The 25817-nt window shown below is 47.7% G+C and carries 20 protein-coding genes; 7 read left to right on the plus strand and 13 right to left on the minus strand.

What is annotated here, in order from left to right:
- Nucleotides 1-50: 50 nt before the first annotated feature.
- The 4 genes from Q0110_RS02790 to Q0110_RS02805 all read left to right on the plus strand — a co-directional run bounded on the left by Q0110_RS02790 (nucleotide 51) and on the right by Q0110_RS02805 (nucleotide 3609).
- Nucleotides 51-506 (plus strand): ATPase, encoded by a 456-nt coding sequence (locus Q0110_RS02790; protein WP_297902080.1) that lies wholly within the window; start codon nucleotides 51-53, stop codon nucleotides 504-506.
- A gap of 159 nt (nucleotides 507-665) precedes the next feature.
- On the plus strand, nucleotides 666-1031 hold the full coding sequence (locus Q0110_RS02795; RefSeq protein WP_297902083.1) for a BlaI/MecI/CopY family transcriptional regulator: 366 nt from the start codon (nucleotides 666-668) through the stop codon (nucleotides 1029-1031).
- Between the two features lie 8 nt (nucleotides 1032-1039).
- Nucleotides 1040-2341, plus strand: a complete 1302-nt coding sequence (locus Q0110_RS02800; RefSeq protein WP_297902086.1) for a M56 family metallopeptidase — start codon at nucleotides 1040-1042, stop codon at nucleotides 2339-2341.
- Nucleotides 2338-3609 (plus strand): DUF4934 domain-containing protein, encoded by a 1272-nt coding sequence (locus Q0110_RS02805; protein WP_297902088.1) that lies wholly within the window; start codon nucleotides 2338-2340, stop codon nucleotides 3607-3609. The genes Q0110_RS02800 and Q0110_RS02805 overlap by 4 nt, the downstream gene beginning before the upstream one ends.
- A gap of 275 nt (nucleotides 3610-3884) precedes the next feature.
- On the opposite strand, the gene Q0110_RS02810 is transcribed toward Q0110_RS02805, so the two are convergent.
- The 10 genes from Q0110_RS02810 to Q0110_RS02855 form a co-directional block, all read right to left on the minus strand.
- Nucleotides 3885-6398 (minus strand): beta-N-acetylglucosaminidase domain-containing protein, encoded by a 2514-nt coding sequence (locus Q0110_RS02810; protein ID WP_297902093.1) that lies wholly within the window; start codon nucleotides 6396-6398, stop codon nucleotides 3885-3887.
- 143 nt (nucleotides 6399-6541) lie between these two features.
- Entirely contained in the window at nucleotides 6542-8140 is a 1599-nt protein-coding gene (locus Q0110_RS02815) for a DUF3857 domain-containing protein (protein WP_297902097.1), read from the minus strand.
- 13 nt (nucleotides 8141-8153) lie between these two features.
- The gene (locus Q0110_RS02820; RefSeq protein WP_297902100.1) at nucleotides 8154-10115 is read right to left on the minus strand and encodes a DUF3857 domain-containing protein; all 1962 of its coding nucleotides are present in this window, start codon (nucleotides 10113-10115) and stop codon (nucleotides 8154-8156) included.
- 2 nt (nucleotides 10116-10117) lie between these two features.
- On the minus strand, nucleotides 10118-11104 hold the full coding sequence (locus Q0110_RS02825) for an AMP-binding protein (protein WP_297902102.1): 987 nt from the start codon (nucleotides 11102-11104) through the stop codon (nucleotides 10118-10120).
- Between the two features lie 3 nt (nucleotides 11105-11107).
- A complete protein-coding gene (locus Q0110_RS02830; protein ID WP_297902105.1) occupies nucleotides 11108-12160 on the minus strand; it encodes an o-succinylbenzoate synthase in 1053 nt (350 codons plus the stop codon).
- A gap of 25 nt (nucleotides 12161-12185) precedes the next feature.
- The gene (menB, locus tag Q0110_RS02835) at nucleotides 12186-13010 is read right to left on the minus strand and encodes a 1,4-dihydroxy-2-naphthoyl-CoA synthase (RefSeq protein ID WP_297902108.1); all 825 of its coding nucleotides are present in this window, start codon (nucleotides 13008-13010) and stop codon (nucleotides 12186-12188) included.
- A 3-nt stretch (nucleotides 13011-13013) separates the two neighbouring features.
- Complete coding sequence (gene menD, locus Q0110_RS02840; RefSeq protein WP_297902115.1) at nucleotides 13014-14702, minus strand: 2-succinyl-5-enolpyruvyl-6-hydroxy-3-cyclohexene-1-carboxylic-acid synthase; 1689 nt, start codon at nucleotides 14700-14702, stop codon at nucleotides 13014-13016.
- A 14-nt stretch (nucleotides 14703-14716) separates the two neighbouring features.
- Entirely contained in the window at nucleotides 14717-15877 is a 1161-nt protein-coding gene (locus Q0110_RS02845; RefSeq protein ID WP_297902118.1) for an isochorismate synthase, read from the minus strand.
- Between the two features lie 17 nt (nucleotides 15878-15894).
- The gene (locus Q0110_RS02850) at nucleotides 15895-17127 is read right to left on the minus strand and encodes a Cof-type HAD-IIB family hydrolase (RefSeq protein WP_297902121.1); all 1233 of its coding nucleotides are present in this window, start codon (nucleotides 17125-17127) and stop codon (nucleotides 15895-15897) included.
- Nucleotides 17128-17310: 183 nt separating this feature from the next.
- Nucleotides 17311-19233, minus strand: coding sequence for an AAA domain-containing protein (locus Q0110_RS02855; RefSeq protein WP_297902125.1), 1923 nt, complete (start codon nucleotides 19231-19233; stop codon nucleotides 17311-17313).
- Nucleotides 19234-19418: 185 nt separating this feature from the next.
- Here Q0110_RS02855 and Q0110_RS02860 point away from each other — a divergent pair, with 185 nt between their 5' ends.
- Genes Q0110_RS02860 through guaD form a run of 3 tightly spaced genes read left to right on the plus strand, consistent with a single transcriptional unit; the run spans nucleotide 19419 to nucleotide 22489 of the window.
- Nucleotides 19419-19790, plus strand: coding sequence for an Hpt domain-containing protein (locus tag Q0110_RS02860; protein WP_297902127.1), 372 nt, complete (start codon nucleotides 19419-19421; stop codon nucleotides 19788-19790).
- Between the two features lie 38 nt (nucleotides 19791-19828).
- A complete protein-coding gene (locus tag Q0110_RS02865; protein ID WP_297902131.1) occupies nucleotides 19829-21121 on the plus strand; it encodes an L-serine ammonia-lyase, iron-sulfur-dependent, subunit alpha in 1293 nt (430 codons plus the stop codon).
- A 36-nt stretch (nucleotides 21122-21157) separates the two neighbouring features.
- On the plus strand, nucleotides 21158-22489 hold the full coding sequence (gene guaD, locus Q0110_RS02870) for a guanine deaminase (protein ID WP_297902467.1): 1332 nt from the start codon (nucleotides 21158-21160) through the stop codon (nucleotides 22487-22489).
- On the opposite strand, the gene Q0110_RS02875 is transcribed toward guaD, so the two are convergent.
- From Q0110_RS02875 to Q0110_RS02885, 3 genes are read right to left on the minus strand one after another with little or no spacing between them, the layout of a single operon-like run.
- Entirely contained in the window at nucleotides 22454-23431 is a 978-nt protein-coding gene (locus Q0110_RS02875; RefSeq protein ID WP_297902134.1) for a 4Fe-4S binding protein, read from the minus strand. The two genes, guaD and Q0110_RS02875, sit on opposite strands and share 36 nt — an antisense overlap.
- 3 nt (nucleotides 23432-23434) lie before the next feature.
- Complete coding sequence (locus tag Q0110_RS02880; RefSeq protein ID WP_297902138.1) at nucleotides 23435-24418, minus strand: DUF3843 family protein; 984 nt, start codon at nucleotides 24416-24418, stop codon at nucleotides 23435-23437.
- A gap of 43 nt (nucleotides 24419-24461) precedes the next feature.
- On the minus strand, nucleotides 24462-25730 hold the full coding sequence (locus Q0110_RS02885) for a DUF5103 domain-containing protein (protein WP_297902141.1): 1269 nt from the start codon (nucleotides 25728-25730) through the stop codon (nucleotides 24462-24464).
- Between the last annotated feature and the right edge of the window lie 87 nt (nucleotides 25731-25817).

Consider the following 25817-nt stretch of genomic DNA (forward strand, 5'->3'; position numbering starts at 1 on the left):
AAATGAGAAAATAAAACAATAAAAAGAATAATTTAAAAACACATTTTATTATGGAACCAATTTTATTAGCTTATGTGGGTATCGCGGTGATGACAGGTTTAACATTCATCGGAAGTAGTTATGGAGTTACGATCGCTGGAAATGCGGTAGTAGGTGCGATGAAGAAAAATCCGGATGCTCTGGGTACATACATCGCTTTAAGCGCATTGCCTTCTTCACAGGGTTTGTATGGATTCGTAGGTTATTTCATGATGCAGAAATTCTTGGTTGAAGGTATTTCTATGCTTGCGGCTACGGCTGTATTCGGTGCGGGATTGGTATTGGGTTTCGCCGGCTTTTTCTCTGCGATCCGCCAAGCTCAGGTTTGTGCGAATGGTATCGCTGGCGTGGGTGCCGGACATAACGTATTCGGTGCTACGATGGTGATGGCCGTATTCCCTGAGTTGTACGCTATCTTGGCCTTGTTGGTTGTGATCTTGATTGGTGGAACAATTCCTGTAGCATAATCATTTAATCATTTGGATATAATAGAGGCCGTCCCGGATATTTCCGGGACGGTTTTTTTGTGGAATCAGTTAATAAACTATATCTTTTAGTTTATTAACTATATGAATTAGTTCGCTAACTAAAAGTTTTAGTTACTTTGTCGCAAACAAGATAAAATTATGAAACGACTTACGGCGAAAGAAGAAGAGATCATGGGCTGGTTCTGGCAGAAAGGCCCATTGTTCGTGAAAGAGTTACTTGAGTATTACGAGGAGCCTAAACCTCATTTCAATACCCTTTCTACGATTGTCCGAGGCTTGGAGGAGAAAGGTTTCCTCGCCCATAAGAATTTCGGGAATAGCTATCAATATTATGCGGTCTTAACGGAAAAGGAATATAGTAACGGTACGCTGAGAAATGTGATCGCTAAGTATTTCAATAATTCGTATCTGGGAGTAGTCTCTACGTTGATCAAGGAAGAGGATATCTCTGTGGAAGATCTGCGAAAACTGATAGATGACGTAGAACGGGGGAACCATAAATAAGGACAAGTATGGGAATCTTCTTTGTATATATCCTTAAATCATCCATGTGCTTGACGATATTTTATCTGTTTTATAAGTTATTGTTGAGCCGTGACACCTTCCATCGTTTCAATCGGATCGCTCTGTTAAGCCTGATCGTGCTTTCGGTTTTCATTCCATTCTGTGAGATCACCTTGGAGGAAGCGACAGCCATTCAGCGTCCGGTCATGGATTTGGAGAATCTGCTAGCGGCGGTTTCAATGAGGACATCGGCAGAAGCCACTAGCCGACTTGTATGGTTACGGGTTGTGGTGATAGCTTATCTGATTGGAGGTATATTAACGTTTTGTAAATTCGCATGTTCATTTTATGCCTTGTTCCGATTGATGAGGCAGGGCACACCGAGGCTGGTGAACGGAATCCGTCTGATTCTTACGGACCAGCCGGTCACTCCGTTCAGTTGGATGCGAACGATCGTAATAAACCGGAAGGATTTTGAGGAAAGCGGGATAGAGATCATGACGCATGAGATGGCACATATAAAAGCCCGTCATTCCATAGATATGCTCATCTCCGAGATTTGTATCTTGTTCCATTGGTTCAACCCGTCTGTCTGGTTGTTGAGGCAGGAATTGCAAAATATCCATGAATACGAGGCCGATGAGAGCGTATTAAATCAAGGCGTCGACGCAAAAAGATATCAATTATTATTAATTAAAAAAGCTGTTGGTGCACAGCGCTTCACTTCTATGGCCAACAGCTTTAATCACAGTTCACTTAAAAAGCGAATAGCTATGATGTTAAAACAAAAATCAAGTCCATGGGCACGGTTGAAGTATTTGTATGTACTCCCGTTGGCAGCCTTAACGGTGGTAGCCTTTGCCCGCCCGGAAATCTCTCATGAATTGGAGAAGATTTCGAGTGTCAAAATTAGCGAAATTATTCCGATTCAGAAAAAGACGGAGCTTAAAAGAAATGTAGAGGTTGAGACCCTCGCAAAGGATTCGGTCATTTCTGAAAAAGATATGCGAGTTATGCAGGAAAAGGTCTTGGCCATGATGGAGAAGTATCAGCCTGAGATAGACAAGGCGGTCGAGGAGGCCATGAAAGCCATAGACATTAATGAGAAAGTTGTTAAGGAGGCATCGAAGATAAAATCCTCTTTCTCTGGTATTGTTTACATTGACGGAGTGGAATCTTCTAAAGAGAGGATGGATAATTTGGACCCCGATCGCATCGCCTCTGTAAATGTGTACAAAGGGAACGAGGCGATCGCTAAATTCGGAGAGAAAGGTCGTAATGGTGTTATCGAGATAAAATTGAAGAAATGAGTTTCGCCTATATATGCAAGGTAAGCTTGTTCGGCTCTCTCTGTACGGCAATGTTTCTAACCTCCTGCATGGATCATGAAAAGGAAGAAGCGAGTAAGCGGGTGATTGAGATCGGTAAAGCGATCTCATCGCCTGCCGAGCTGAAAGCATCCGATTATTTTGATGAGATTCGTTATATCCCTTTAGAAACGAAGGATGATTGTCTGATCGGAAGCTCTCCTGATATCAAGTTATTGGATGAATATATTCTGGTCACTACCGATAATCGACAATGCTTTTTGTTTGATAAGGCTACAGGACGGTTTAAATGTCAAGTAGGGCATGTAGGGAATGATCCGGGTGGTTATAGAAGCGTAGACTGCTTGGTGGACGAGTTGAACGGGCGTTTGCTGTTTAATGGATGGGGACATGATTTGATTAGCTATGATCTGAGTGGCAATTATGTCGGAAAAATAGAGGTTCCATGCGTTCAGGAAGAAGCGTATCCATCCAATTGCTTTGTGATGAATAGGGATACGATAGTCGGTTTTTTCCAGAATACTTTGGGTAAGGAGGAAAATCGTGTTCTGTATTTTCAAGAGGAAGGGGGATTATTAGCCTTGCTACCGAATGAGAGCCAATGCGATCCTTTCGAGATCAATTCTATGTCTGTATGGAAGGGAGAAAGCGCCGTGAAAGAATTTGGTCCGTCCGCTTTAAGAGGCCTTATTTATATAGAAGGTAAAGATCCGGAAACGGCTAGCGTAATGTATCCCAACAATTCTAATTTCTGGCATGTCGGCAAGGATACTTATTTTATGGAATCCTTCAACGACACGATATTCCAGATGAAGGATACAACCTTAATACCTTATCTTTGGTTTGATTGCGCTGATCTGAAATGGGATTATAAGGATCGTTTCAGCGTAGATAAGAGTAGGGGGCTTTTTATTCCTCAAATACTAGATAGTAAGCGCTCTCTTTTTGCCTTGGCAATTACCGGCTTATACGATAAAGATAAACGAAAGACCTACTGTGTGGCTTTTGATAAACAAAAAGGTGAGACGAGAGCCTCTTTGTTTGAGAATGGAATTAAGGATGATATAACCGGTTTCTTGCCTATCCGGCTAACGGCTGTTTCTTCTTCGGGCGAATATGGAGGTATTCTTTCGATGGAAGATATAACGAAATGGATGGATAAGCATACAGGTCGGGAGTTGCCAAAAGAGTTGGCCACATTAAAGGATATTGATGAAGAACAAAATCCTGTGGTGGTTCTTTTAAGATAAGCTATTTATATCGGATAATCATTTATTTTCCCTTTACTCTTCTTTTTCTTAAGATAGGGTAAGGGGGATCTCTTTTTTAAGACATTTGTTAAATACATATCATGGAGGCCGTGGTCAAGAAGTTCGGGCTCGTGGCAACGGGCGAGCGCGATTGATGAAACTTTCTTTGCTGCTGGATGGTCGCGATATCATACGAATGAATAGTGCGAATAAATGAAAAATCCCGATCTCCTTCTCCCATCCGGGAAAGAAGAAAATCGGGATTTTTTTATTTATCATTCCCTAACGATCTGGTGGATATGTATAGGTTCTTTTCCTATTGTGGTGATTTCTAAAGAAGAGAAATCTTCGAACATGGTTTTATTTAATTTGATGTAGCCTACGTTTCCTTGGTAAACGATGTTTTTCTCGTTATCTTGGGAAATGCCGGTGATAGATACCAAATTCTCATTGCTTCCGGAGAGGAAGAACGATACGGTGTTGATATCGTCGCATTTTATATGGATTACTTCTCCGGGGTTCAAGTCCTTATATGTATCTAAGTTCATGTCGTACATCATAAGAGCCTCATTGATTTGCGGATCTTGTTTGGTTGTTGCCGTGAATCCTAGTACGTATAGTTCCATGGGCTGATCCGAGTTATTCCGCATACGGATATAACGGGCTTTCGGATCGATGACACGAATCGTGTCTTTAGCGTTTTCCGTGGAGACATCGGGAATTAGGCTCCAGTTCTTTCCGTCTGCGGACCATTCGAATACCCGGCCGGGTTGGTTGCTCTTCGGCAGATTGAAACAGAAGGATTCTGCCTCTTTCTGGACTTCCCAGCCGATACCTAGGTATTGATTGGGCTGTACCTTGACTACCTCGAACAAGGGAACATAACCGACCGTATTGTCATCCTCCGCGCAAGGTTGATTCTTCAATTGATCGATATTCGTGAATATGGAAGGGATACTGACCTTTATCTCGTCTGGGGTGATACCATTTGTAGATAGTAAATTGCGGCCAGTCTGACGATATAAGTCTATGATAAAGGGATATAAGACCTTCGATCCGACTTTTACACCTTTGGGTCGCGCTTTCTGGTTTAGCGTACGGTTTATCAATTTCATGCTATCTAATAAAACCGATGTTTCCAGATAACGTTGCCATGTGTAAGCTCGGTCTTTTTCATACCAAGCGTGCGCCATGTGCAAGGCGCTTGTACCGGCTTTTCCCAAAAACTCGAATTGAATAAGCCATGGGGTGATTTGCTCAACCAAGTGTTTGTCTGAGCTTTGACTGTAGATCATGCTTGGGGAAGCTGCGATTTGGGCAAATAAGGTTCCCAGGAGATTGGCGCTTTGTTCGGGGAATATGTTCTTTTTATATCCGGCGAGAAAAGCTTGGATCGGAGCTACATAAGTAGCGGATTCCTCCCTGCGGAATTGATGTCCGTTCGGGCCCGGATCGCAATTATGCTCGCAAAAGGTACGGAAAGCCATGGAAGCTTCCGGCATGATAAAGTCGCAAGCGTCTTTCCATGCTTGCGTAGGATCATAGTTCTCGATATTCCAAGTGTACATTCCTATACCAAATATGGCTACTTTGGATGCCTCGGCATATTCCATGGGATTCGATACGAATCCGGTCATGGTACCGGCGGCTTGCGTATCCAGTCCGTAGGCAGGACCCATCAATAAATGGTCTTGGCAATAGTCGCTTACGGGGAAGTTCCACCAGATATAGGCGGGGCGACGAATCCGGTTATTTACCCATTCGATACCTTCTTTCGTGATATCGGCTACGACACGATCTCCGGTCCACATGATTTGAATGGCTGGGTCGAGTTGGGTTCCTAAGACATCCAGGTAGTCGGTCTTGGCCCATGAACGATTGTATTCGGTAGGGCACATGATCAGGGGTTGCACATCTTTCTTCTTTGAGATAAATTCTTTCTGGATATAATTTAATAGGCCGGCTTGTTTTTCCGGACGGGCTCCCTCGCCGGATATATCATCGAAAAAGACGGCGAAAGAACGCACGCCCAGGTCATACATCTTCTCGAATTTGGAGAGGATGTTCATGCTATCCGTCAGGTTCCATTGAATGTCTTGTCCCGGATGAATCGCCCAAACGAAATTCACCTTATTATGGGCGGCCTCTTTCGCCAATTCCTTGATATGCTCGGCTTCCTCTGCGGGATAAGGTTTACGCCAATTCGGGGAACTGTGATAAGGATCATCTTTCGGGCCATAGATATACGTGTTTAGTTTGATCTTTCCGTAGAAACGGATTTGCTCGATACGGTCGGCATGGCTCCAAGGCTGTCCGTAGAAACCTTCCACGGTACCTCGGAATAATACGTCTGGATAGTCCTTGATCGAGCAGAGTGGCAACACCTTTTTACCTTCGTCATATTTGGCTAATTGTTTGAGCGTTTGGGCGGCGTAAAACAAGGAATTATCGTCAACGATCCCGATCGTGATACCTTTTTTAGTGATCGTCAGAGTGTAAGCGCCCGAGCGTTGCATCTCCGGTGCTTTATCTTTTAATCTTTTGATCTCTAGAGGATGGCCCTTTCCTGATTTAGAGAAAGGCAGTGCCTCTTTAAGTAGCTTGACCGCATCTGCGTCCGGATTATCTATGCCTTGTAGGGTATATCCATTCGTCGGCGTATACGTTTGACTGGAAATAGTCATCTCTTGGGGTTCAGGGAAGATTCCGAGGGATAACCTCTGGCTATGCGTTAGGCTGCAAACGCCTGATAGCAGCATAGTGGCGAATAAAAGCTTTAGTGTTTTCATATGCGGTATGATTTAACGTTAACGTTCGTAAATGTAAGGATTATTTATGAATAATCATATCATAAAGACGGAGTTTGCCTACCCCTGTACGATAATAAGGAATGACAGATCGGCAAGGGCGGGTAGACCCCGCCCTTGCGATATTATAAGGAGAATAACAATACCCGGTTGTCCGGATTTATCCATTCATTGATCAAGCTACGTATACCGTCGTATTCGGCAGGAGTGAATTGTTGTTTGTTCACTTCGATCGTACGTATCACCTCGATCGTATTTCCTTTCGGCGTGATCGTGCGGGTTACTTTACCGAAAGGCTTGTTTATCACTTGCTCTTTCGTAGAGGTCTGCAATTTCATGCCTTCGGCAGGAGTAACCGTGTATGTTACCTCTTCCCTGATCAAAGACGGAAGTTCGAATACATTGGAGCGTTTGCTGTTCAAGGTGCTCATACCCCAGCCGTCGATACCGCCTGTTATAGCCGGAAGGGTACAGATTGCGAATCCGTTTCGCGCCTGCTCTTTGGAGACGCTGACGGCCTTGTGCTCCTTGATGATCATAGGCTCGGCTTGCAAGGAGATGGGCGTACCATTCAGCGTGATTACTTTATCTAATTCCCCCCGGGCTGTTAAAACGGAAGGGGCTAGGCTGGTTGCAGAAAGGTATTTGTCTTTTCCTCCGAGAGTCGCTTTTACGGCTAGAGTCTTGATCGCGCTTAATCCGCAAGCGTTTATATCCAGGTTGCCGGGGTATACGGCAACAACTTCCGATTGGATGCCTGCGGCATTTAACAAGACATTCAGAAGCTGGGTCTTCTCGGCTAATGTACCGTAGGCACTACGAAGGGCTTCATCGACGTTGCGGATAGAATAGCCCGTACAAGCAAGGGGGATGGCGCAATATCCCATGTTATTGACTACATGGTCTTGGATGGCCTTTACCTTTTCTTCATCATTGGTTGCCTTTTCCGTAATATAGGGACCGAACGTCTTGCTCTCGTAATTTCCGGAAGCGTTAAAACGCTTATTTAGCGTAGATAATGCCTCCTTGTTGGAAGTATAGCTTGAAGCGATTAAACGGGGAACCCCATCTTGATTCTGAGGAAGAAAAGCCTCCCGTGAAGAGGCTGGCAGGTTACGTAAAGTCCAGCTTACCTCTTTAACGCCATTCCGGGTGACTTGAGACGCTTTTACATTGCTACCCGATAATTGCCAAGTGAGCGGATTATTCTCTGGGACGGAGATAGAGACTTTACATTCCTTTACGGGAGAGGTTTCTTGCAATCGCTCGTTGATATCTAAAGCCGGGTAATAGCCCGGTTTCGTGATAATGGAATAATCTAGGTAAATCGTGGCCCCCAGTTCCAAGCCGGTGTGTACCACGACCATCTCCTTGAGCCGGTTATAGGCCGGGGCATTAGCGGCAAAGCGGGGTAAGACTTCTACAAAGGCGTTATTGGGGGTCTTTACGATCGTTCCGTCTTTCTGCCTTGTATAAGATGAATGGATCTTCAGTGTTTGGAAATCTGGATTGTAGACGATAAAACTCTCGCCATACGTGCTATTCATCGCTGTATGCGTGAAGAGCGTCAACTCCATGGAGGATCGATATTCTTGGCTACCATCGGCATGTAAGGTCCAAGCTTTCGATACTTTCCCGTACTCGGCCTCCGATGCGGCGAATGAAGTGGCCGTCATCGCTAACAAGCCTAGGAGAAGAAGCAGTTTATAGGTTATCTTATTCATTGTCTTTCTATTTTTATTTCTTGATAATCAAATAGTCGCCATAACTCTTATAGGCGTTCACGGCAGAACGGAAACCCTCCCAGTCGGCTGCGTTGTAAACGCGTTTCTTCAACGCCAATTTCTGGCGCAAGACGATGTTCCGGTCGTTTTCCTGTGACAGGGAGCCTTCGAAATCAGCCGCGTTACTTTGTAAGGCGTCATTCTTCGGGGCGTTCAAGAGAGTATAACCTTTGGGGAGACGGATGGTCTCGTCTTGCTCTACCAAACGGGAGCAAGCATCCTTGAATCCATACGCACGTTTTTCCGGCTTCGTGTCGATACGCAAGAAACTTTTCACTTGGTTATAGAGATTGTTCATGACTAAGGGCTTGATAAGCATCTGGTCTCCGGCGATGATCGCGTAATTCGGGATCTCGTAAGAGAACGTGATCTTGATCGGGGCCGCTTGGTAGTTCTTCGGGTTCTTACCGTAATCTACACGAAGTAATTTGGCGTTGGGGGATACGGCCAGTAATTGTTTCTCCATCGTGTTCTGCCAGTCGGATTGCCATCCGGTGGTGAAGATACGGCGGATATTACTGTCGGACTGTCCCTCGGCGGTGATCGTGAATTGTCCGCGGAGTGTACCTTTCTCGTCTAGGCGGTTATCGGCGTGGATACGGACGTAATGGTTTTCAGGAGCGGAGACAGGGGTTAAGCAGAGGTCGGAACCTTCGGGTACACCCGGAAGATAATTCTGCTGTTGCTCGGCGCTGCTCCATAATTCCCGGCAGAAAGGAACCCAAGTCGGGTCGAGAGGCATATACGTGCCGTTCGCCAGTTTTACCACCGCCACGCAATGGTTGAAATGGTCGGCGGGAATGCTTTCTACACGGCTTCCCGCCATGGTCATCGCCGGGTAAGCCTCGAAGCCGGCCATGCGGAGGAAGGCGATCAATGTACCGGCGATATCCTTGCAGACACCGCAACGATCGGTATAATTCATCTTCAGGTTGTGGAGCGTGAATCCCTCGCCTTTACCCATCGAGATTCCGGAGTAACGGATGTTGTCGGCCACCCAATGGGTCAATACGGCTATCTTCTCCATTTCCGTCTTTTTGCCTTTGATCAGTTCATCTACTTTTTCCTGGGCTTCCGGAATCGCGGTAAAGCTTCCGTAATCCTCATTAACTTTATTGAACCAGAGGGATTTATCTTCCCATCGGGGAGTGCTGGACATCATTAGTTTCGGAGCGGAATCGAATAGATCTACCATGTTCGGCTCTTTGGCGAAAGGAAGGATATCATCGGAGGAGAAAGTATACACTTTCCGTCCGTCCTCATACCGCATGGAAGAGGTACATTCGCCTTGGTAGAACTGGAATTGTAACTCTTTCTCCATTGGCATGGATACCTGGTACACCTTGCGTACGGTAGGCTCGGAGGCCCAGAAGGGGACGATATCGTAAAACTGTCCTCGCATGGGAGGTATGAAACGTTCGTCATCGTCGCTTGCTGTCAGCAAGGCGTAAGTGAAGCCTTTTTTGGCGATCTCGTATTCCACGACATCTCCCGGTTGCAGGCGGCCCACTTCCAGCATGATCTGCCGGGCCCCCCAATAGATGGCACGTGCGGGGGCGGCGTAGTCGCAAGCTTGGGTCACGTCAAGATTGATCACGTCGCCATTCGCGCGATAGATCGTGGCGTAGCGGAACTCGGCGTGTGCCGTCAGCGGGTCGTAATCGTATTTGATGATACGGTTGTCGACGGCCCCTTTGGGAGTCTGTACCTTAAAAGCCTTGCATACGGCAAAAGCTCCCGAGCCGGTAGGTTGTACCGTAACGGCGGTGCTGTCCAGCAAGGTGACGCAGTCGTAGCCTGCGTAAGCTCGCGATTTCTCCAAGGTAGGGTCTTGCGGGTATCGGCAAGAATCCTGCCCGTACATAGGCGATAAGGCCAATAGGGAGACCGCGGTGATTGTTAGAATCCTTTTCATGTTTATAGTGTTTTTGTAATGATATTTTTCGCTAGTTTCCGGCAGGCGGCACGGTCGATCTTGCCACTTCCGGTTTGGGGGATGGCCTCTACCTTCAGGACGTATCGGGGCCGCTGGTACTTGGTCAATGTCTCAAACGCCCCGGAGGGCACTTCCCCTTGCCGTAGCAATACCAACGCCTCGCCCAACCGGGGATCGGGAACCGCGGTGATGGCATAGGGGCGGTCGAGGTAGGGCCGTAACCGTTCTTCTACCTCCTCGATCTGTATCTTGATACCTCCGCTATTGATGATATTATCCTTCCTTCCGATTATGGCGAAACTCCCATCCGGCAGGATGCGGGCGACATCGTTTGTTGCCAATCGCTCATCGCAGACCAATGGGGCATCTATCACTAACGTATTGTCTGGAGACAAGGATAGCTTTACCGAGGGGAAAGGATGGTAATAAGGCGAGGCTTCCGGTCCGTTTAACCGGCGCAGGGCGATGTGAGACAGCGTCTCCGTCATCCCATAGGTGGAATAAACCGTGTTAGGCATCTGCCGGATCTCCTGTTCCAAGGCTGTGTCGATCGCCCCGCCGCCGATAATCAGTATATCCGTTAGTTCCAGCCGTTTACGTTCCTCGGGTACTCGCAACGTATTGTAGACCTGCAAGGGGATCATGGCTGCAAAGCGCAAAGGCGTGTCTCCCCAATCTGCCAACGGGTGTCCGGAAGGCTCACGTACTATCAGGTCCAGACCAGCGTATAGGGAGCGTACTACCATCATCTTTCCGGCTATATAGCGCAGGGGCATACATAACAAGGCCTTGTCACCTTTCTTGAGCCCCAGATAATCGCAGGTAAGCCGGGCGCTGTTCAGCATCTGTTCTTTGCGTACTCGTATCCGCTTGGGCGTACCGGTCGAACCGGAAGTCTGAACTTCCAAAAAAGGGGATGGATCGTGCCATTCTGCCAAAAACGCCTGTAAATCTTCTTGTATCGGCATAGGTCAAAAGTCGTTGATGAACCAGATGGTGTCTCCTTTTCGCCGGATCAACTTACGCTCATCGTCCTTGAAAATCTCGCCTGTGCCCAAGCCTTGCGGTAACGGGTTACCTAGCGTGGCGCACCATTGGGCGATAGCGTTCAGCCCGATTTGCGATTCCAGGGCAGACGTTACCCACCATTTCGGCTGTTCAGGGGTACTCCCTAGAATATCTTCCGACAAACGGATCCATTCCGTACATCCGGCGATACCTCCGTGAAGGGAGGGCTTTAATATGATGTATTGAGGACGGATGGTTTCCAGTAACCGCCTTTTCTCGTCGGGAGCGTTACAACCGATTAATTCCTCGTCGAGAGCGATGGGAAGAGGTGTTTCCGCCGCGAGGCGTGCCATCTCGTCCCATTGCCCGGCACGGATAGGTTGCTCGATGGAATGCAAGTCCATCTCGGCCAGTCGTTTCAGTTTATCCATCGCCTCCGCAGGGGCAAAAGCGCCGTTGGCATCTACCCGAAGTTCTATTTCCCTGGCAGAGAAATGAGCGCGGATATGTTTTAATAAAGACAATTCCCGGTCGAAATCGATCGCGCCGATTTTCAGTTTGACGCAACGGAAACCTTCCCGCATCTTTTCTTCTACTTGTTCCAGCATGTATTTATAATCCCCCATCCAGATCAGTCCGTTAATAGGGATGCCTACCTTACCTTGGGAGAATGGCGTATCATAATGCCGCCAACCTCCCTGCTGATAATGGCGCATGGCTGTCTCCAGCCCGAATAGGATGGAGGGGTATTGGCGTAAAGATTCGGTGTCAACGTATCCCTTCTGTTCCAAATCAAGACAGGCCTTGGCTAATACGGTTTCGTAATCCACTCCATAGTCGCGACTGAGATCCGGCAGGGGGGCGCATTCCCCGATGCCAAAGACCGAAGGCTCGTCTTCCTTGCGGATTCGTATCTCCCACAATTTCCGGGTCGTATAAACTCCTCGTGAGGTTCCCGCCGGTCGCTTGAAAGTCAAGCACCGGGGAACCACCTCTGTTTTATAATGTCCTTTCATAAGGTAACTGTCACTTATCGACTAACTATGGGAATTTCGGGTAATCCTCGAAACGCGGACGGCGTTTCTCCAAAAATGCTTTGCCACCTTCCTGCGCTTCATCGGTCATATAGTAAAGCATGGTAGCGTCTCCGGCTAATTCTTGTATACCGGCCTGCCCGTCCAGTTCGGCGTTCAAGCCCGCCTTGATCATGCGCAGGGCTAACGGGCTAAGCAACATCATCTCCTCGGCCCATTGAACATACTCGTCCTCTAGCTTATCCAAGGGGACTACCTTATTTACCAATCCCATTTCTAAAGCCTCTTGCGCGTTATATTTGCGGCACAAGAACCAGATCTCGCGAGCCTTTTTCTGCCCGACCACACGGGCGAGGTAAGAAGAGCCGAACCCGGCATCGAAACTACCTACGCGAGGACCAGTCTGTCCGAAGATAGCGTTCTCGGAAGCGATCGTAAGGTCGCAAACCACGTGCAATACGTGTCCACCGCCGATAGCGAAACCATTCACGGCCGCTATAACGGGTTTCGGGAGAGAACGGATCTGCTTTTGTACGTCCAATACGTTCAAGCGAGGCACGCCGTCTTTACCCACGTAACCACCGCGTCCTTTCACGTTCATATCGCCTCCTGCGCAGAATGCCGTGTCTCCGGCTCCTGTCAGTACGACCACGTTAATGTCCGGCCGTTCCCGGCAGATGTAAAAGGCGTCGCTCATCTCCGTGGTTGTAGTAGGGGTAAAAGCGTTGCGATACCGTTCACGGTTTATCGTGATGCGGGCGATGCCGTTGTAGAAATCAAATAAGATCTCCTCGTATTCCTTGATGGTTGTCCATTCTCTTTTCGTTTCCATATATTATATGTTTTGTGATTGGGATGAATTTTTTAGTTGATGATAGTATTCCTTGAGCAATCGCACATCTTCCGCTTTGTCCGTGAAGACCTCCATGAATAGGGGTTGTTCGCTTGGTTGCTCCGTCTGGGTAAAGGCACTCATCGCCGTTGCCAATTCCTCGGCGTTATGGACGGCGGTGTAAATGAATCCTCTTTCCGCGGCCCATCCCTCCGCTGAGGTCTGGTGGGAGGCGGTGACGTAACGGTGCGTACGCTCGTTCATCTTAAATCCCGGCAAGGCTTGGAAGATCTCGCCACCTCCATTGTTCAAGAGCAGGATGCGGAGGTTGTTATGCAAGTTGCCGTTCCACAACGCGTTCATGTCATAGAAGAAACTAAGATCGCCGATAACGATAAAGTTTAGTTTTTGCGAGGCCGAGGCGTATCCGATGGCCGTAGACAAGGAACCTTCGATTCCGCTCGTACCCCGGTTGCAACAAACCTCTACCGTGTCGGGTACGGTGTACAATTGGGCGTAGCGTACGGTGGAGCTATTTCCCAGATGCAAGGCCGATTCAGCCGGAAGCGAGCGTATCAAACCGCCGATCGCCGCCATCTCGGAATAAGCGAATTCCGGTTCCGGCAGGTTCCGGGATTTGTATTCCCAAGTCTTCGGATATTCAATCTGCCTATTCTCCAGCATATAAGCGATTTTCTCCAGAAATTCGAATGGGTCTATCTCGATCACCGTGGTCAGGCTACCGAATAAATCCGCTACCTCCCCATCCAATGAGACGTGCCAATGCTCCTTGGGTGGATACTTCCGTAAAAACTCTTTCAACCGCTTGGAGACGACATGGCCGCCGTAGGTGATTACGAGTTCGGGAACCAGCCTCTCTTTTTCCTCCTCGGGGGTGGCGTACAGGATCGCGTCGAAATTCTTGATAGGCAATCCCGGTACGATACGGTTACCGATGTGCTCGGAGAGCCAGGTGAAATGTTTGTATAATAGCTTACATATTTTTTTCTCGAAGAGATAGATCAAGCTCATTTGCCCCGCTATCATCATCCGCTTGCTATATTTGTTCAAGCGTTCGATCAGATCGTCATATTTCCGGTCGTACACGTTCAGGCCTTGATAACGGGTGATTACCCGTACCTTCGGCAATTCGGGGGTCGTGAATTGGAATAAAGGCTCGGAGATCGGAACGTTGATATGTACCGGTCCTTTGCCGTGATGGTTTAGTTCCAACAGGGCCTCGTTGATCAATCGATTGCAATACCATTCATCTTGATCCGTATGTATTTCCGGCAGTTGCACCGATTTCTTCACCAGCGGGCCGAATACTCCGGGTTGCGGCAAGGTCTGTCCGTCCATTTGCCCGATCCATGCGGCGGGACGGTCGGCAGATATCACGACAAGCGGAACTTTCTGATAGAAAGCCTCCGCTACCGCCGGATGTATATTCAGCAAGGCCGAACCCGAGGTACAGCAAACAGCCGCCGGCTTACCTCCGTGCAACGCTAGCCCTACGGCAAAGAATCCCGCGCTTCGCTCATCCGTCACGGAATGGCAATTGAAGAACGAATGGTTTGCCAATGTATGGACAATCGGAGAGTTCCGGCTTCCCGGGCACAGCACGATATTACTTACGCCGTGCTCTATCAGCAAGGCTACCAATTGAAGGATGTTCTTTTTATCGCTATACATAATATATACAATGTTTAAATGGTATCAATCCAAAGGCTTGTAGTCCGTAATGAAGTATCATGAAGTAACCGTCGCATCGTATCTAATTTATCCTCGGTCTCCTGCCATTCATCCTCAAGCCGCGAGGCAGCCAAAAGACCGCCGCCGGCATACAGCGTAAAGGTTTGGGGGAGGATATTCATGCAACGGAGGTTTACGTACAGATCTGTTTTGCCTTTGGGATCCAGCCAACCGATGAAACCGGAATAATAGCTACGGTCGTACCCCTCATTCTCGATGATGAAATGATAAGCCTCCTCCTTGGGAAGACCGCAAACGGCGGGAGTAGGGTGCAGTAGTTGAAGCACATCACCCAGCTTCTCGGAATCCGGCAAGGAGAAGAAGAAATCGCTTTTCAAATGGGAAACCTCTCCGGCCCGGGCCGAATAAGGCCCCTTCTCCTCGGGGGTAATCCCCAAGGTGGATAACTGGCGGCGTATGTAAGAGGCGACCAATTGCTGCTCTCTCCAATTCTTATGGTCCCAGCTTTTCGGTAATTTCCCGTCTCGTAAAGATTGGGTTCCGGCCAGGGCTACCGTTTGCCAGTCGCCTTTCTCGCCGGATAACAAGATTTCCGGTGTCCCACCCATCCAGGTCCCGGTTTCCGGGGTATGGCAGAGGTAGACATAGGAACGGATATATCGCTCTACCGCGGCGAGAAATGCCTTACCGGGCGAGAAAGAGGGATCTTTCCGGATCGTTTTGCTACGGGATAGGACTAACTTATCTTGACTTCCTTTCAGCAAAGGGTTGGTAAACAGGGAGAAACGGTATGCATATCGTTCCTTCTCCTCGGATTCGGAAGGGATTTCGATTTCATTCGAAGGGATTTCGTTTTTCTCTCGAGAGAAATCTCCGATGGATTCGGACGGAATCTCAAAGCAATCCGGCTGGATTAAAACGATAGGTCGCTCCGCTGTCACCTGAAACGGAGCGATTACAAAACCGCTCCGTTCATTTAAATCTTTTATGTCGTATAATAAGCAAGGAGAGCCGACACTTTGCATCCTAAAGTGAAGTTTTTCCTCACCGGGAATACGCCAGATAGCGAAACTCCGGCCTTGCTCGATCAACGTGTCTATTATCAATGAGTAATGAGCGGAGAATGACGGATGGTGCCATTCTTCATTACTCATTGAACAAAGTTCATTTTTCATTTCTTCTTTAGTATACTATTGATTACCCGTACCGACGAGACCAGCTTGTCGGTAGAGGTGAATATGTCTACGTTCCACACATGGGATGAACGGCCTTTGTGGATAATCGTCCCGACGGCACGTACCGTATCTCCTTCGTGGGCGGACGACATATGGCTGCCGCTGACTTGCATGCCGACTACCATCTCGTCCGGTTTCGCCAAGATCATGGAGCCTAGTCCGGCTACGGTCTCTGCCAACGCCAGCGTAGCGCCTCCATGCAAGATACCGAAAGGCTGGCGGGTCCGTTCGTCTACGGGCATTGTCGCTTCCACACGGTCTTCGGACGCATAGGTATATTGAATGCCTAGATTACCCATCAGGGCATGTTTGGCCCGTGCGTTCAGTTGGTCTAGCGGAATTTCTGTAGGCTTGATTGTCGCGAGGATCGCCTTTTCGATCGCTATCGCCACACCTTCCATATTGTTTGGCAAGGTTGTGAAATCGGCGCAAGCCTTTACGGAGTCGCGTGCGTTACCCATCGCCACACCGGTACCGGCCAGTTGAAGCATGGACACGTCGGCCACACCGTCGCCGATGGCGATAACCTCCTCGGTCGTAATGTTCAACATCTCCATCAAGACCGCCAATGTATTTCCCTTGTTGATGAAATGAGGAGCGACCTCAAGGAAATAGTCTTCGGAGCGGAAAGCCTCCAATACACCGTCCAGACGTTTCTTCCAATGATTCTCCAAACCTACCAGATTGTTCTCGTCATCGCTGGTAAGGATACATTTGCAAGGGGCGAAATCCACCGCTTCCGAGAAATTCTCCACACCGATGATACGCATCTTATTGAGTTCTGCCTCTTCTTGGACATGTTTGTTCTCCGGGCTATCGGTCAGGATATAATCCTTGTGATACGTGAAAATCGCGAAGCCGTTTTCTTTCGCCTTCCGATTCAAATAAGGGATCATGGCCGGATCAATTCGTTTCTCGAACATCAACTCTCCGGTCTGGGCGTTGATGATCTGGCCTCCGTTATAAGATAATATGAAACCACCGTAATGATTCAATTCAAGGGTCTCTGCCAAGGGCTGAACCCCATTGGTAGGCCGACCGGATGCTAATACAACATGAACTCCCATTTGCTGGGCCTTTAATAGGGCGGCATGGGTCCGGGGAGTTATCTCTCTCTTGTCGTTAAGCAACGTCCCATCTACGTCTAAGACTAATAATTTGTACTTCATGGCGTCTTATTTTATGGTTTAGAATACAAATATAGGGAAAATAGTTGAGGTTCGATAGCTTGTTTGGACACACTTTGAAAAAAACACGTACATGCTTTCCGGAAAACATGTACATGTTTCTTGGAAAACACGTACGTGTTTTTTCAAGGCGATTTTCGTATGAACCGGGTCACTTTATCCTGCCTATCGTTCGTGCTCTCGTTTTGCGTGGATCGTGATTATTTTACCTATTTGGGAGATATAATCATAGAGCTCTTTATAAAACACATGGCGGGTAAGGGTAGAGGCGTCTCCCAAGATCATCAGTTTCATGCGGGCGCGGGTGATCGCCACGTTCATGCGCCGTAAGTCACTCAAGAAACCGATTTGCCCGTTCTCGTTAGCTCTCACCAAGCTGATCAAGATGACATCGCGTTCTTGCCCTTGGAAACCGTCTACGGTATGTACGGTGATCAGTTGGCGCAAACGCTTGAAGAAAGCGTCTTGCCTGATCAATTTGCGGATATATTGTACTTGCGCTTTATAAGGAGAGATCAACCCGAAGTCGATACTCTCATCCAGTACCCGCTCCATGGATATTTTTTCTATATAAGAACGTAATTGTTCCACGAGCAATTCAGCCTCTTGCCTGTTGACACGGCTCATGCTCTCCTCTTTCGTATCTTCCGTGAAATCACACCCCGATGTATCGAACCATACGATAGGGATATCCAAGCGTAGGATACCCCGGTGGCTTACCTCGGGAGCCGATTCAAGTTGGTTGTGGTAGAACCATCGGGAGGAGAAGCGCATGATGTCCTCATGCATTCGGTACTGCACCCTTAAGAGAGAGACCGTTTCCGGTTTTGTCGAGGCTATCTTTTGCAGCAAGGTATGTCCCAAGCCTTCTCGCTCTGCTTCTATACATTTAATCGTGGGGGGCAATTGATGATGGTCGCCCGCTAATATGACACGGTCTGCCTTACCGATCGCTATCCAGCAAGCGGCCTCTAACGCTTGGGCGGCCTCGTCGATAAACAACGTCGTGAAATGCCGGTTCATCATGACCCGGTTCGCGGAACCGACCAAGGTACAGGCAACGACACGAGCCTCGTTGAACAACTCCATATCGATCTTGACCTCCAATTCCGTCGCCCGGAATTTCAAGCGGGAAAGGCGGTTCCGGATCGTATCCCGTTCCCCCCGGCTTTTCTTTCGCATATTGGATTGTATATCCCGTATCGCTTTCCGGATACTCCATAACTCGGTATAATCCGGATGCGCCTCAAAACGGCGTTCATAAGTGAAAGAGAGCATCTTGTCATTTATGCGAGTCGGGTTTCCGATACGCAGGACGTTGATTCCCCGGTCTACCAGTTTCTCCGAGATACAGTCTACGGCGGTATTGCTTTGGGCGCAAACGATGACTTGGTTCTCTCGATGAAGCGTCTCGTAGATGGCTTCTACCAAGGTTGTCGTTTTCCCGGTTCCGGGAGGGCCGTGTACGATGGATACCTGTTTCGCTCCCAATACCTTGTTTACGGCCTCTTCCTGTGAGTGGTTCAACCAAGGGAAACGGATCGGGAATAATTCCCGCTGCCTCGGCTTTTCCTGTCCCAGCAATACGTCTCTTAGGTGAGAGAGGCGGTTGTTTTTCGCCCGCATCACGTCCGAGAGCGCGGAAAACATGGCTTTATAACTCGTTTCGTCAAAATAGAGTTGCACGCCGAGATCCTTGTTTTGTCCCTGTAGGGTTGCCAAGGTGGGAAGAGAGGGAAGGATTACCACCATCCGGTCTTCCTGCACGTAGCTGATCGTGGCAGAGAAATCCAGATACTTAAATTTACCGCTGATATCTGTCGTGAAGAAGCAAACCGGCCGGCCGTATTCGAAACTATGCTCGATCTCTCTATCTTCCGTCCTTTCAATCTCGATCACTAGCTGGTTTAAGGAGTTGTAATAGCTGCGTCCGGCAACGACCGGATACCAGCAAAGGCCTTGCGCCACTCGTTTCCGTAATCCCATACGCTCGGATTGCTGCCGGTATGTTTCCTTCTCGTATTCATATTCCTTTTGCAAGAGATCATATTGATGCCGCAAATCTACAAGCGGTGATGAAATTCCCATTCCTTATTAATTCAATTAGTCGGATAAACGAAGCCTGGGCGTTCTGGGGCCCGAGGCAGGCGACAAAAGTACTAAAATTATCGTTTCGTATCCAAGTTGCGGTGAGCAAAGAAAAAGAATACGGCTTAGATTGGGTGGTATCTATAATTTTCCTAATTTTGTACGAAAACTAATATCATAAAAAAATGAATGAGAACGATGCTTTTTATAACGCATTAGAAGATGTTGCCGCTTGGGATAAAGAGAATACCTTAGATCGTTTTATGAATAATGACATCCTTTTTAAGAAGTTCCTGGGCAAATTTATCACTACGGATAGTTCCTACGCGAAATTGCGAGACTCTTTGAAGGAGGGAAACCTGGAGGATGCCAAATTATATTCGCATACCTTGAAAGGGATAGCCGCCAATTTGGGCTTGGTGAAATTATCCGGTATATCAAACGATATGTTATCCCTGTTAAGGAAAGGGAATCTGGAAGATGCGTCGCGGTATGAAGATGCGCTGGAAAAACAATATGATGCCGTGAAAGAGATCGTTCATAAGTTTTGCGCCTGATCTAATGTAACATTCAAATCTAAATAAAGACGGTCATTATGGATGCTATCATAAAAACTCAAATTATAGAATTGATTCACAGGGAGGTAATCCCCGCTATCGGATGTACGGAACCTGTCGCCGTGGCTTTGGCCGCCGCAAAAGCTGCGGAGGTGCTGGGGCGCAAGCCGGAGAAGATAGAGGTTCATCTGAGTGCCAATATCTTGAAGAATGCCATGGGGGTGGGGATCCCGGGAACCGGAATGGTGGGATTACCTATCGCTATCGCTTTGGGGTCGCTCATCGGTAAATCCGCTTATGGGCTGGAAGTACTGAAAGACCTTACCCCGGAGGGATTGGAAGAAGGCAGGGAAATGGTCTGTAAGAAGTGTATCCATATAGATCTGAAAGAGAATGTGGATAAACTTTATATCGAGATTGTAAGCTCCGCAGGAGACGACCGCTCGAAGGTAATCATTTGCCATGAGCACACTCATATAATATATGTAGAGAAAAACGGGGAGGTGCTGACCGATTTGCGTACGACAAATGCCTCTGGCGAGGAAGTTTGCGAGAACAAGGATTTGCGTTTGTCCTTTTCTATGGTTTATGAGTTTGCCATGGAGATGCCGTTAGATGAGATTCGTTTTATCTTAGAAACGGCCGAGTTGAATAAAAAAGCGGCTCAGGCTTCCATGAAAGGTAATTACGGGCATACCGTGAGTAAGACGGTATCGGGGGCTTTTGGCCGTAAATTCATGGGGGATTCCGCTTACACGCATATGTTGATCATGACTTCCGCCGCTTGCGACGCTCGTATGGATGGTGCCATGATCCCGGTGATGAGTAACTCGGGGAGTGGTAACCAGGGAATTGCCGCTACGCTTCCGGTTCTTTCTTTCGCCGAGGATATCCAATGCTCGGAAGAACAACTGATTCGTGCGCTGATGTTAAGCCATTTGATGGTGATCTATATCAAGCAAAGCCTAGGGCGTTTGTCCGCCCTTTGTGGTTGTGTGGTTGCCGCTACGGGGGCGAGTTGCGCCATCACTTATTTGATGGGAGGGGATAAGACGCGGATTTCTTATGCCGTAAAGAATATGATCGGTAATATTACGGGAATGATTTGTGACGGGGCCAAGCCTAGTTGTGCCATGAAGGTGTCTAGCGGCGTATCTACGGCTATGCTTTCCGCGCTGATGGCTATGGAAGATAAGGTGGTGACTTCCGTGGAGGGTATCATCGATGAGGATGTAGACAAGTCGATCGCCAACCTGACCGCTATCGGTTCTAAGGGAATGGAGGCGACAGACCGTTTGGTGCTGGACATCATGACCGGTAAATCTTGTTAATATGCGGCCAGGCCGGCAATTTGTTATCGGATTATGATGAAGGACTTATATAGGGGGGAAGTGTTCTATTTACTCGCTTCCCCGCTGGAACATGCGGAGGCTTACCGCTATTTTGAGGATGGAGGCTTGGTTGTTGTAGAAGGAAAGATTGTTGAGGCCGGCCCATTCGAGGCGATGCGTTCCCGTTACCCGGATTTTCCGGTGACGGATTATTCCGGGAAATTGATCACTCCCGGTTTTATAGATTCCCATATTCATTTTTCCCAGTCGGAGATATTAGGTATGTACGGCAAGCAACTCCTGGATTGGCTGGACGAATATACGTTTCCAGCCGAGGAAGCTTTCTCTTCTATGGCGTACGCTCGAGATATCGCCCGTTTTTTCGTAAAGGAACTGCTGAAAAACGGAACTACGACTTGCGCTGCTTATACCACGGTTCATTCGGTTTCCGTAACCGCTTTATTTTCCGTAGCCTCGGAATATAATATGCGCATATTGGCGGGAAAGGTGATGATGAACCGGAACGCTCCGGATTATTTGGTTGATACGACACGCCAGAGTGAGTCGGACTGCCGTAGCTTGATAGAGGAGTGGGATGGGAAAGGGCGTAACCATTATGTGATCACGCCTCGTTTCGCCATAACCAGTACGCCGGATCAATTAGCGTGCGCCGGCCGTTTGCATGTTGAGTATCCCGATACGTATATACAGACGCATCTCTCGGAAAATCAAGGGGAGATCGAATCCGTCTTATCGCTTTATCCCGGCCATACGGATTATCTGGATGTCTATGAGCGGGCCGGGTTACTGACCGATCGTTCGATATTTGGGCATTGTGTCCATCTAACCGAACGGGAATATAAGCGGTTGGGAGAGGCGGGAGGCATTATCGCCCATTGTCCGACATCGAACCTTTTCCTTGGAAGCGGGTTATTTGATATGAAGGAAGCGAATCGTTATGGCATACGTACCACCCTGGCGACGGATGTCGGTGCCGGAACCTCTTTCTCTATGTGGCGTACGATGGGAGAGGCTTATAAGATACAGCAATTGAACGGTTATCCGATGACCGTTTTAGACGCTATGTATAAATGCACGTTAGGTTCTGCCCGGGCTTTGTCTCTGGATGACCGGATCGGGAATTTCCTTCCCGGTCGCGAGGCGGATTTTATAGTCGTGGATTATGCCACTACCCCTGTCCAAAAGAAACGGATGGAGTATCTCCGATCGAGAGATAAATGGACGATCGAGAATAAGCTATTTGGCCTGCAAACCCTCGGTGACGACCGGAATACCGTTTCTACCTATTTGATGGGTAAGCGGGTATACGGCTCAGATCCGTGCGATCATCAAGAAGCAAGTATGTAATACCACCGTGATAACGATCCATAAGCGTTCAGCGTTAGCCGGCCGTAAACCCGGAAAATAATATTCTATAGCCTCGTGCTTGCAAGCGGAAAGGCAATCTCCACAGTAGGTACAGGTGTACCCTATCTTTCCCTTCTTGATCTCTTCCTTATGCAGGGCATCATAACGGCAAGCGTTCGTACAGGCCATGCAATGGCAACAGCCGGCTGTCAGCCGTACCCGGAAAGGAGAGAGGTACTTGAGGCAAGAGACCAAAGTCCCGATCGGGCAATAACTACTGCAATGTACCATCTTCCGTCTTTTCCTGGAAAATAATAACATGACAAGTAGCCCGATACCTCCGGTCGCTATCCCAAAAGCGGTAGCCACCACACCGCTCGCTCCGGATATCCGTAGCAGGAAAGCGCCCGCCATAACCAGAAATAAGACACTGTATCGCATTTGCTTATGGTAGGGAAACATCTTTCGTTCCAATTTTCCCCGGGCGTTCCAGGCGTCGAATGCCCCGAAATAACAAAGCTGGCTACACCAGGCAGGGCCGGATAGTAATAAAGTACTGATAAACAGTATCGGCATAAATAGACCCTCGAATCGATAAATCGGCCCGGCTAAAATGACCGCGGGGATTGGTAAATGCAGTTTTCCGGACATAAGGAAGATAGGATCGGCAAAAATCCCTAGCATGAGTTGCCCGAAGAAAACGATCGAGAATAATAACCACGCTCTTTTTCTCCATTTGGGCCGTTCCTCCCGGTCCTGCATCTTGTGGCAAAGCCAGCCGCCGTATAGCATGGCAAGCATTACTTGTATCCATCCTCCATGTGGAAATAGCCTTTCACCGAGCAACAGCGGATATTTAGGCATGACCTGGACGATCGAAAGTAATCCTCCGATTACTAATACGGTACTGGCAATAGACCTATTGATTGCAGGAAAGAGCATATGTTATTTCGCTGATTCTCTCTTGAAATTTTCTATTGTTAGAAGCAAAGCCGGGTTTTCCTGACAGTGTGCCAACGGGCCACTTTGCCAATAAGTGTTGTTGTAATGGATGAGTACGCAAGAGATTGTCTGTCCCACCTTCGGCATCTGCCTCTGGTCCAAAGATTGCTTCATGATGTGCAAGCCTTTTTTGTTGTCATCACAAAGATCATCGGCGATGAGATATTCTGTTTCTTCGGATGTGATCTTGAAATAGGAGAGTTCTTCTTTTTTTACGTTTCTCAAAACCTCGGCTTGAGGACTCTCCACGAATATTTTCGCCAGCCATTCCGGGGTTGTCAACGAAAGGAAATTCTTACGGCTCTTAAATGCGAGTTCATTAAGAGTCGTATTCTCTTCTGTCGCTAACTCCGTATGGTTGAATGCGTTGAAATAGCAATGAAAATGAAACCATTCCAAGAACGTGCGGTATTCTTGGAAATCCTCGAAGGTACGTCTCGGATTGAAATAGGCTTGCATCAGCTCGTTTTCCGGGGCGACCTCGTAATCATCCATTAAAAAATGATAGAGCTCGCGGGCTATGCTCGCAATAATGGGATCTTCCGGATAAATGACTGGGTTCTCACGCATTTGCCGCACATGATGCCAGATAAGGAAACGAATATCTTCCTCATTGATCTCACCGGGGAAATAATTCTTGCTGAGATAGAAGAAAGGGAGATACGTGCCATAAAGCCGTTTGCACTCGGATGTGAACGATTGCCAGATCCCCGTCCCGGAAATGATATCCTCGAACCATGCGGTAAGGCAGATACAGAATTCCCGGGTATGGCAATCTTGCTCGAAGAGTTCTCTGTGTATTGGTATATCAGCAAGGAAATCATAAAGATCGGTTGCGAAATCAGCGTAATAAACGTCTACATCTGTGGTTTTTCTGTATGGATGCCACTCACTCCATTCCTTTGGATAAATTCGTTTCGTTTTCATGTTTAATATTTTGTGCGTAAAAGTATGCCTTTTCCGCGAATAATTATAATACAGGCATTGTATTTCTGATACTTGTTACGCCGATTAAACGATCATACCGTGTACCCATCGGGCGATAATAGACGTAGATGCTATATTCATTCTCTGTCTGGAAGAAATTCCCCTCGATAGGACCGGTCTGGCCTACGGTCTGGCCGTTAGGGACGAAAAGATACTGATAATTGTAACTGCCTTGTTTCAGCAAGACGGATTTCTCGTATTGATGAGTCTCCGGATTATAGCCCATCCTGCTTTTCTCGTCTAATACATTATTATATAACTCTCCGCTCAAATACACGTTTCCATCGGGAATTAAATCCATGGCAAGGGTAAAATGGACGATGTAATAATCCGCTTCCGTATCCGGATCGTTACAATTGCTGCAACGGATAAAGAAACGCCCGTCTTGATCTTGGTCATATTGGTATGATATTTGATCACGGCGATAATCCGTCATCAATTCTACATGATAATATGGATTATGGAACGAGATACTTTCCACGTGCATACCATTGTATTTATTGCTCAAGAATTCCATGCGGCGGTATTCGTTTCCCGCCGGAAAGATCAAGTTCTGGTTGTTCGTGTAAGAGATCTGGTTCTCCAATATAGTCATGGGCTGAAGACCGGTCACGGCATTATCCCTACGGTTGTTCTGGTAGACCCAGATTTTCAGGTCTGTCTGCGGATAGGTGATAGGGAAGTTCTTGTTGTTGATCGCGAAGCTGACTTGCTGGTGCGATTGATTGGTGTCGATATCCGTATTCCCGCTTACCGTGGCGGCGATACTGACCTTCGGCTCAAAAACAGAGAAACAAGCGGTGAGTACGATCTGGGAAGGATCATCCTCGTTATACACTTGCAAAGCATAATTGCCTGAGACTTTCGGTTGCACATCGTCGTTCGGGAAAAGCAGCCGGTAGTTGGTGTATTGCACCGTGGTACCCATCGCATTGGCGAAATCCTCGATCGTGCTCCCTTGAAAACCATCCATATACTCGATCGGGGAAAGATTCGATTGCGTCCAATCCGCGTTGCAATGAATCAGATTATAGGCATACCGTCCGAAGCCCGGGTTGAAGGCATCGAAATTAATCTCGATACGGTTCTCACCGCCCAACTCGATGAAAGGATCGGAGAACATCTCGCCGGCAACCTTCACTTGGAGGGTCTTTATTTGCTTATCGCTAACGTTGGTAAAGTAAGTTACCTGGGCGTTCAGCGGCATTAAAACCGTGATAAGCAGCAGAAATAGGATTTTAAAAACTTTCATTTTCTTATTACTTTCTTTAACGACACAAAATTATGGAATTATTTCTCTAATTATTTGCCTTTCCCTGTTCTAAAGCATGAAAAAATG

This window comes from uncultured Parabacteroides sp., from assembly GCF_947855115.1.
Lineage (GTDB): Bacteria > Bacteroidota > Bacteroidia > Bacteroidales > Tannerellaceae > Parabacteroides.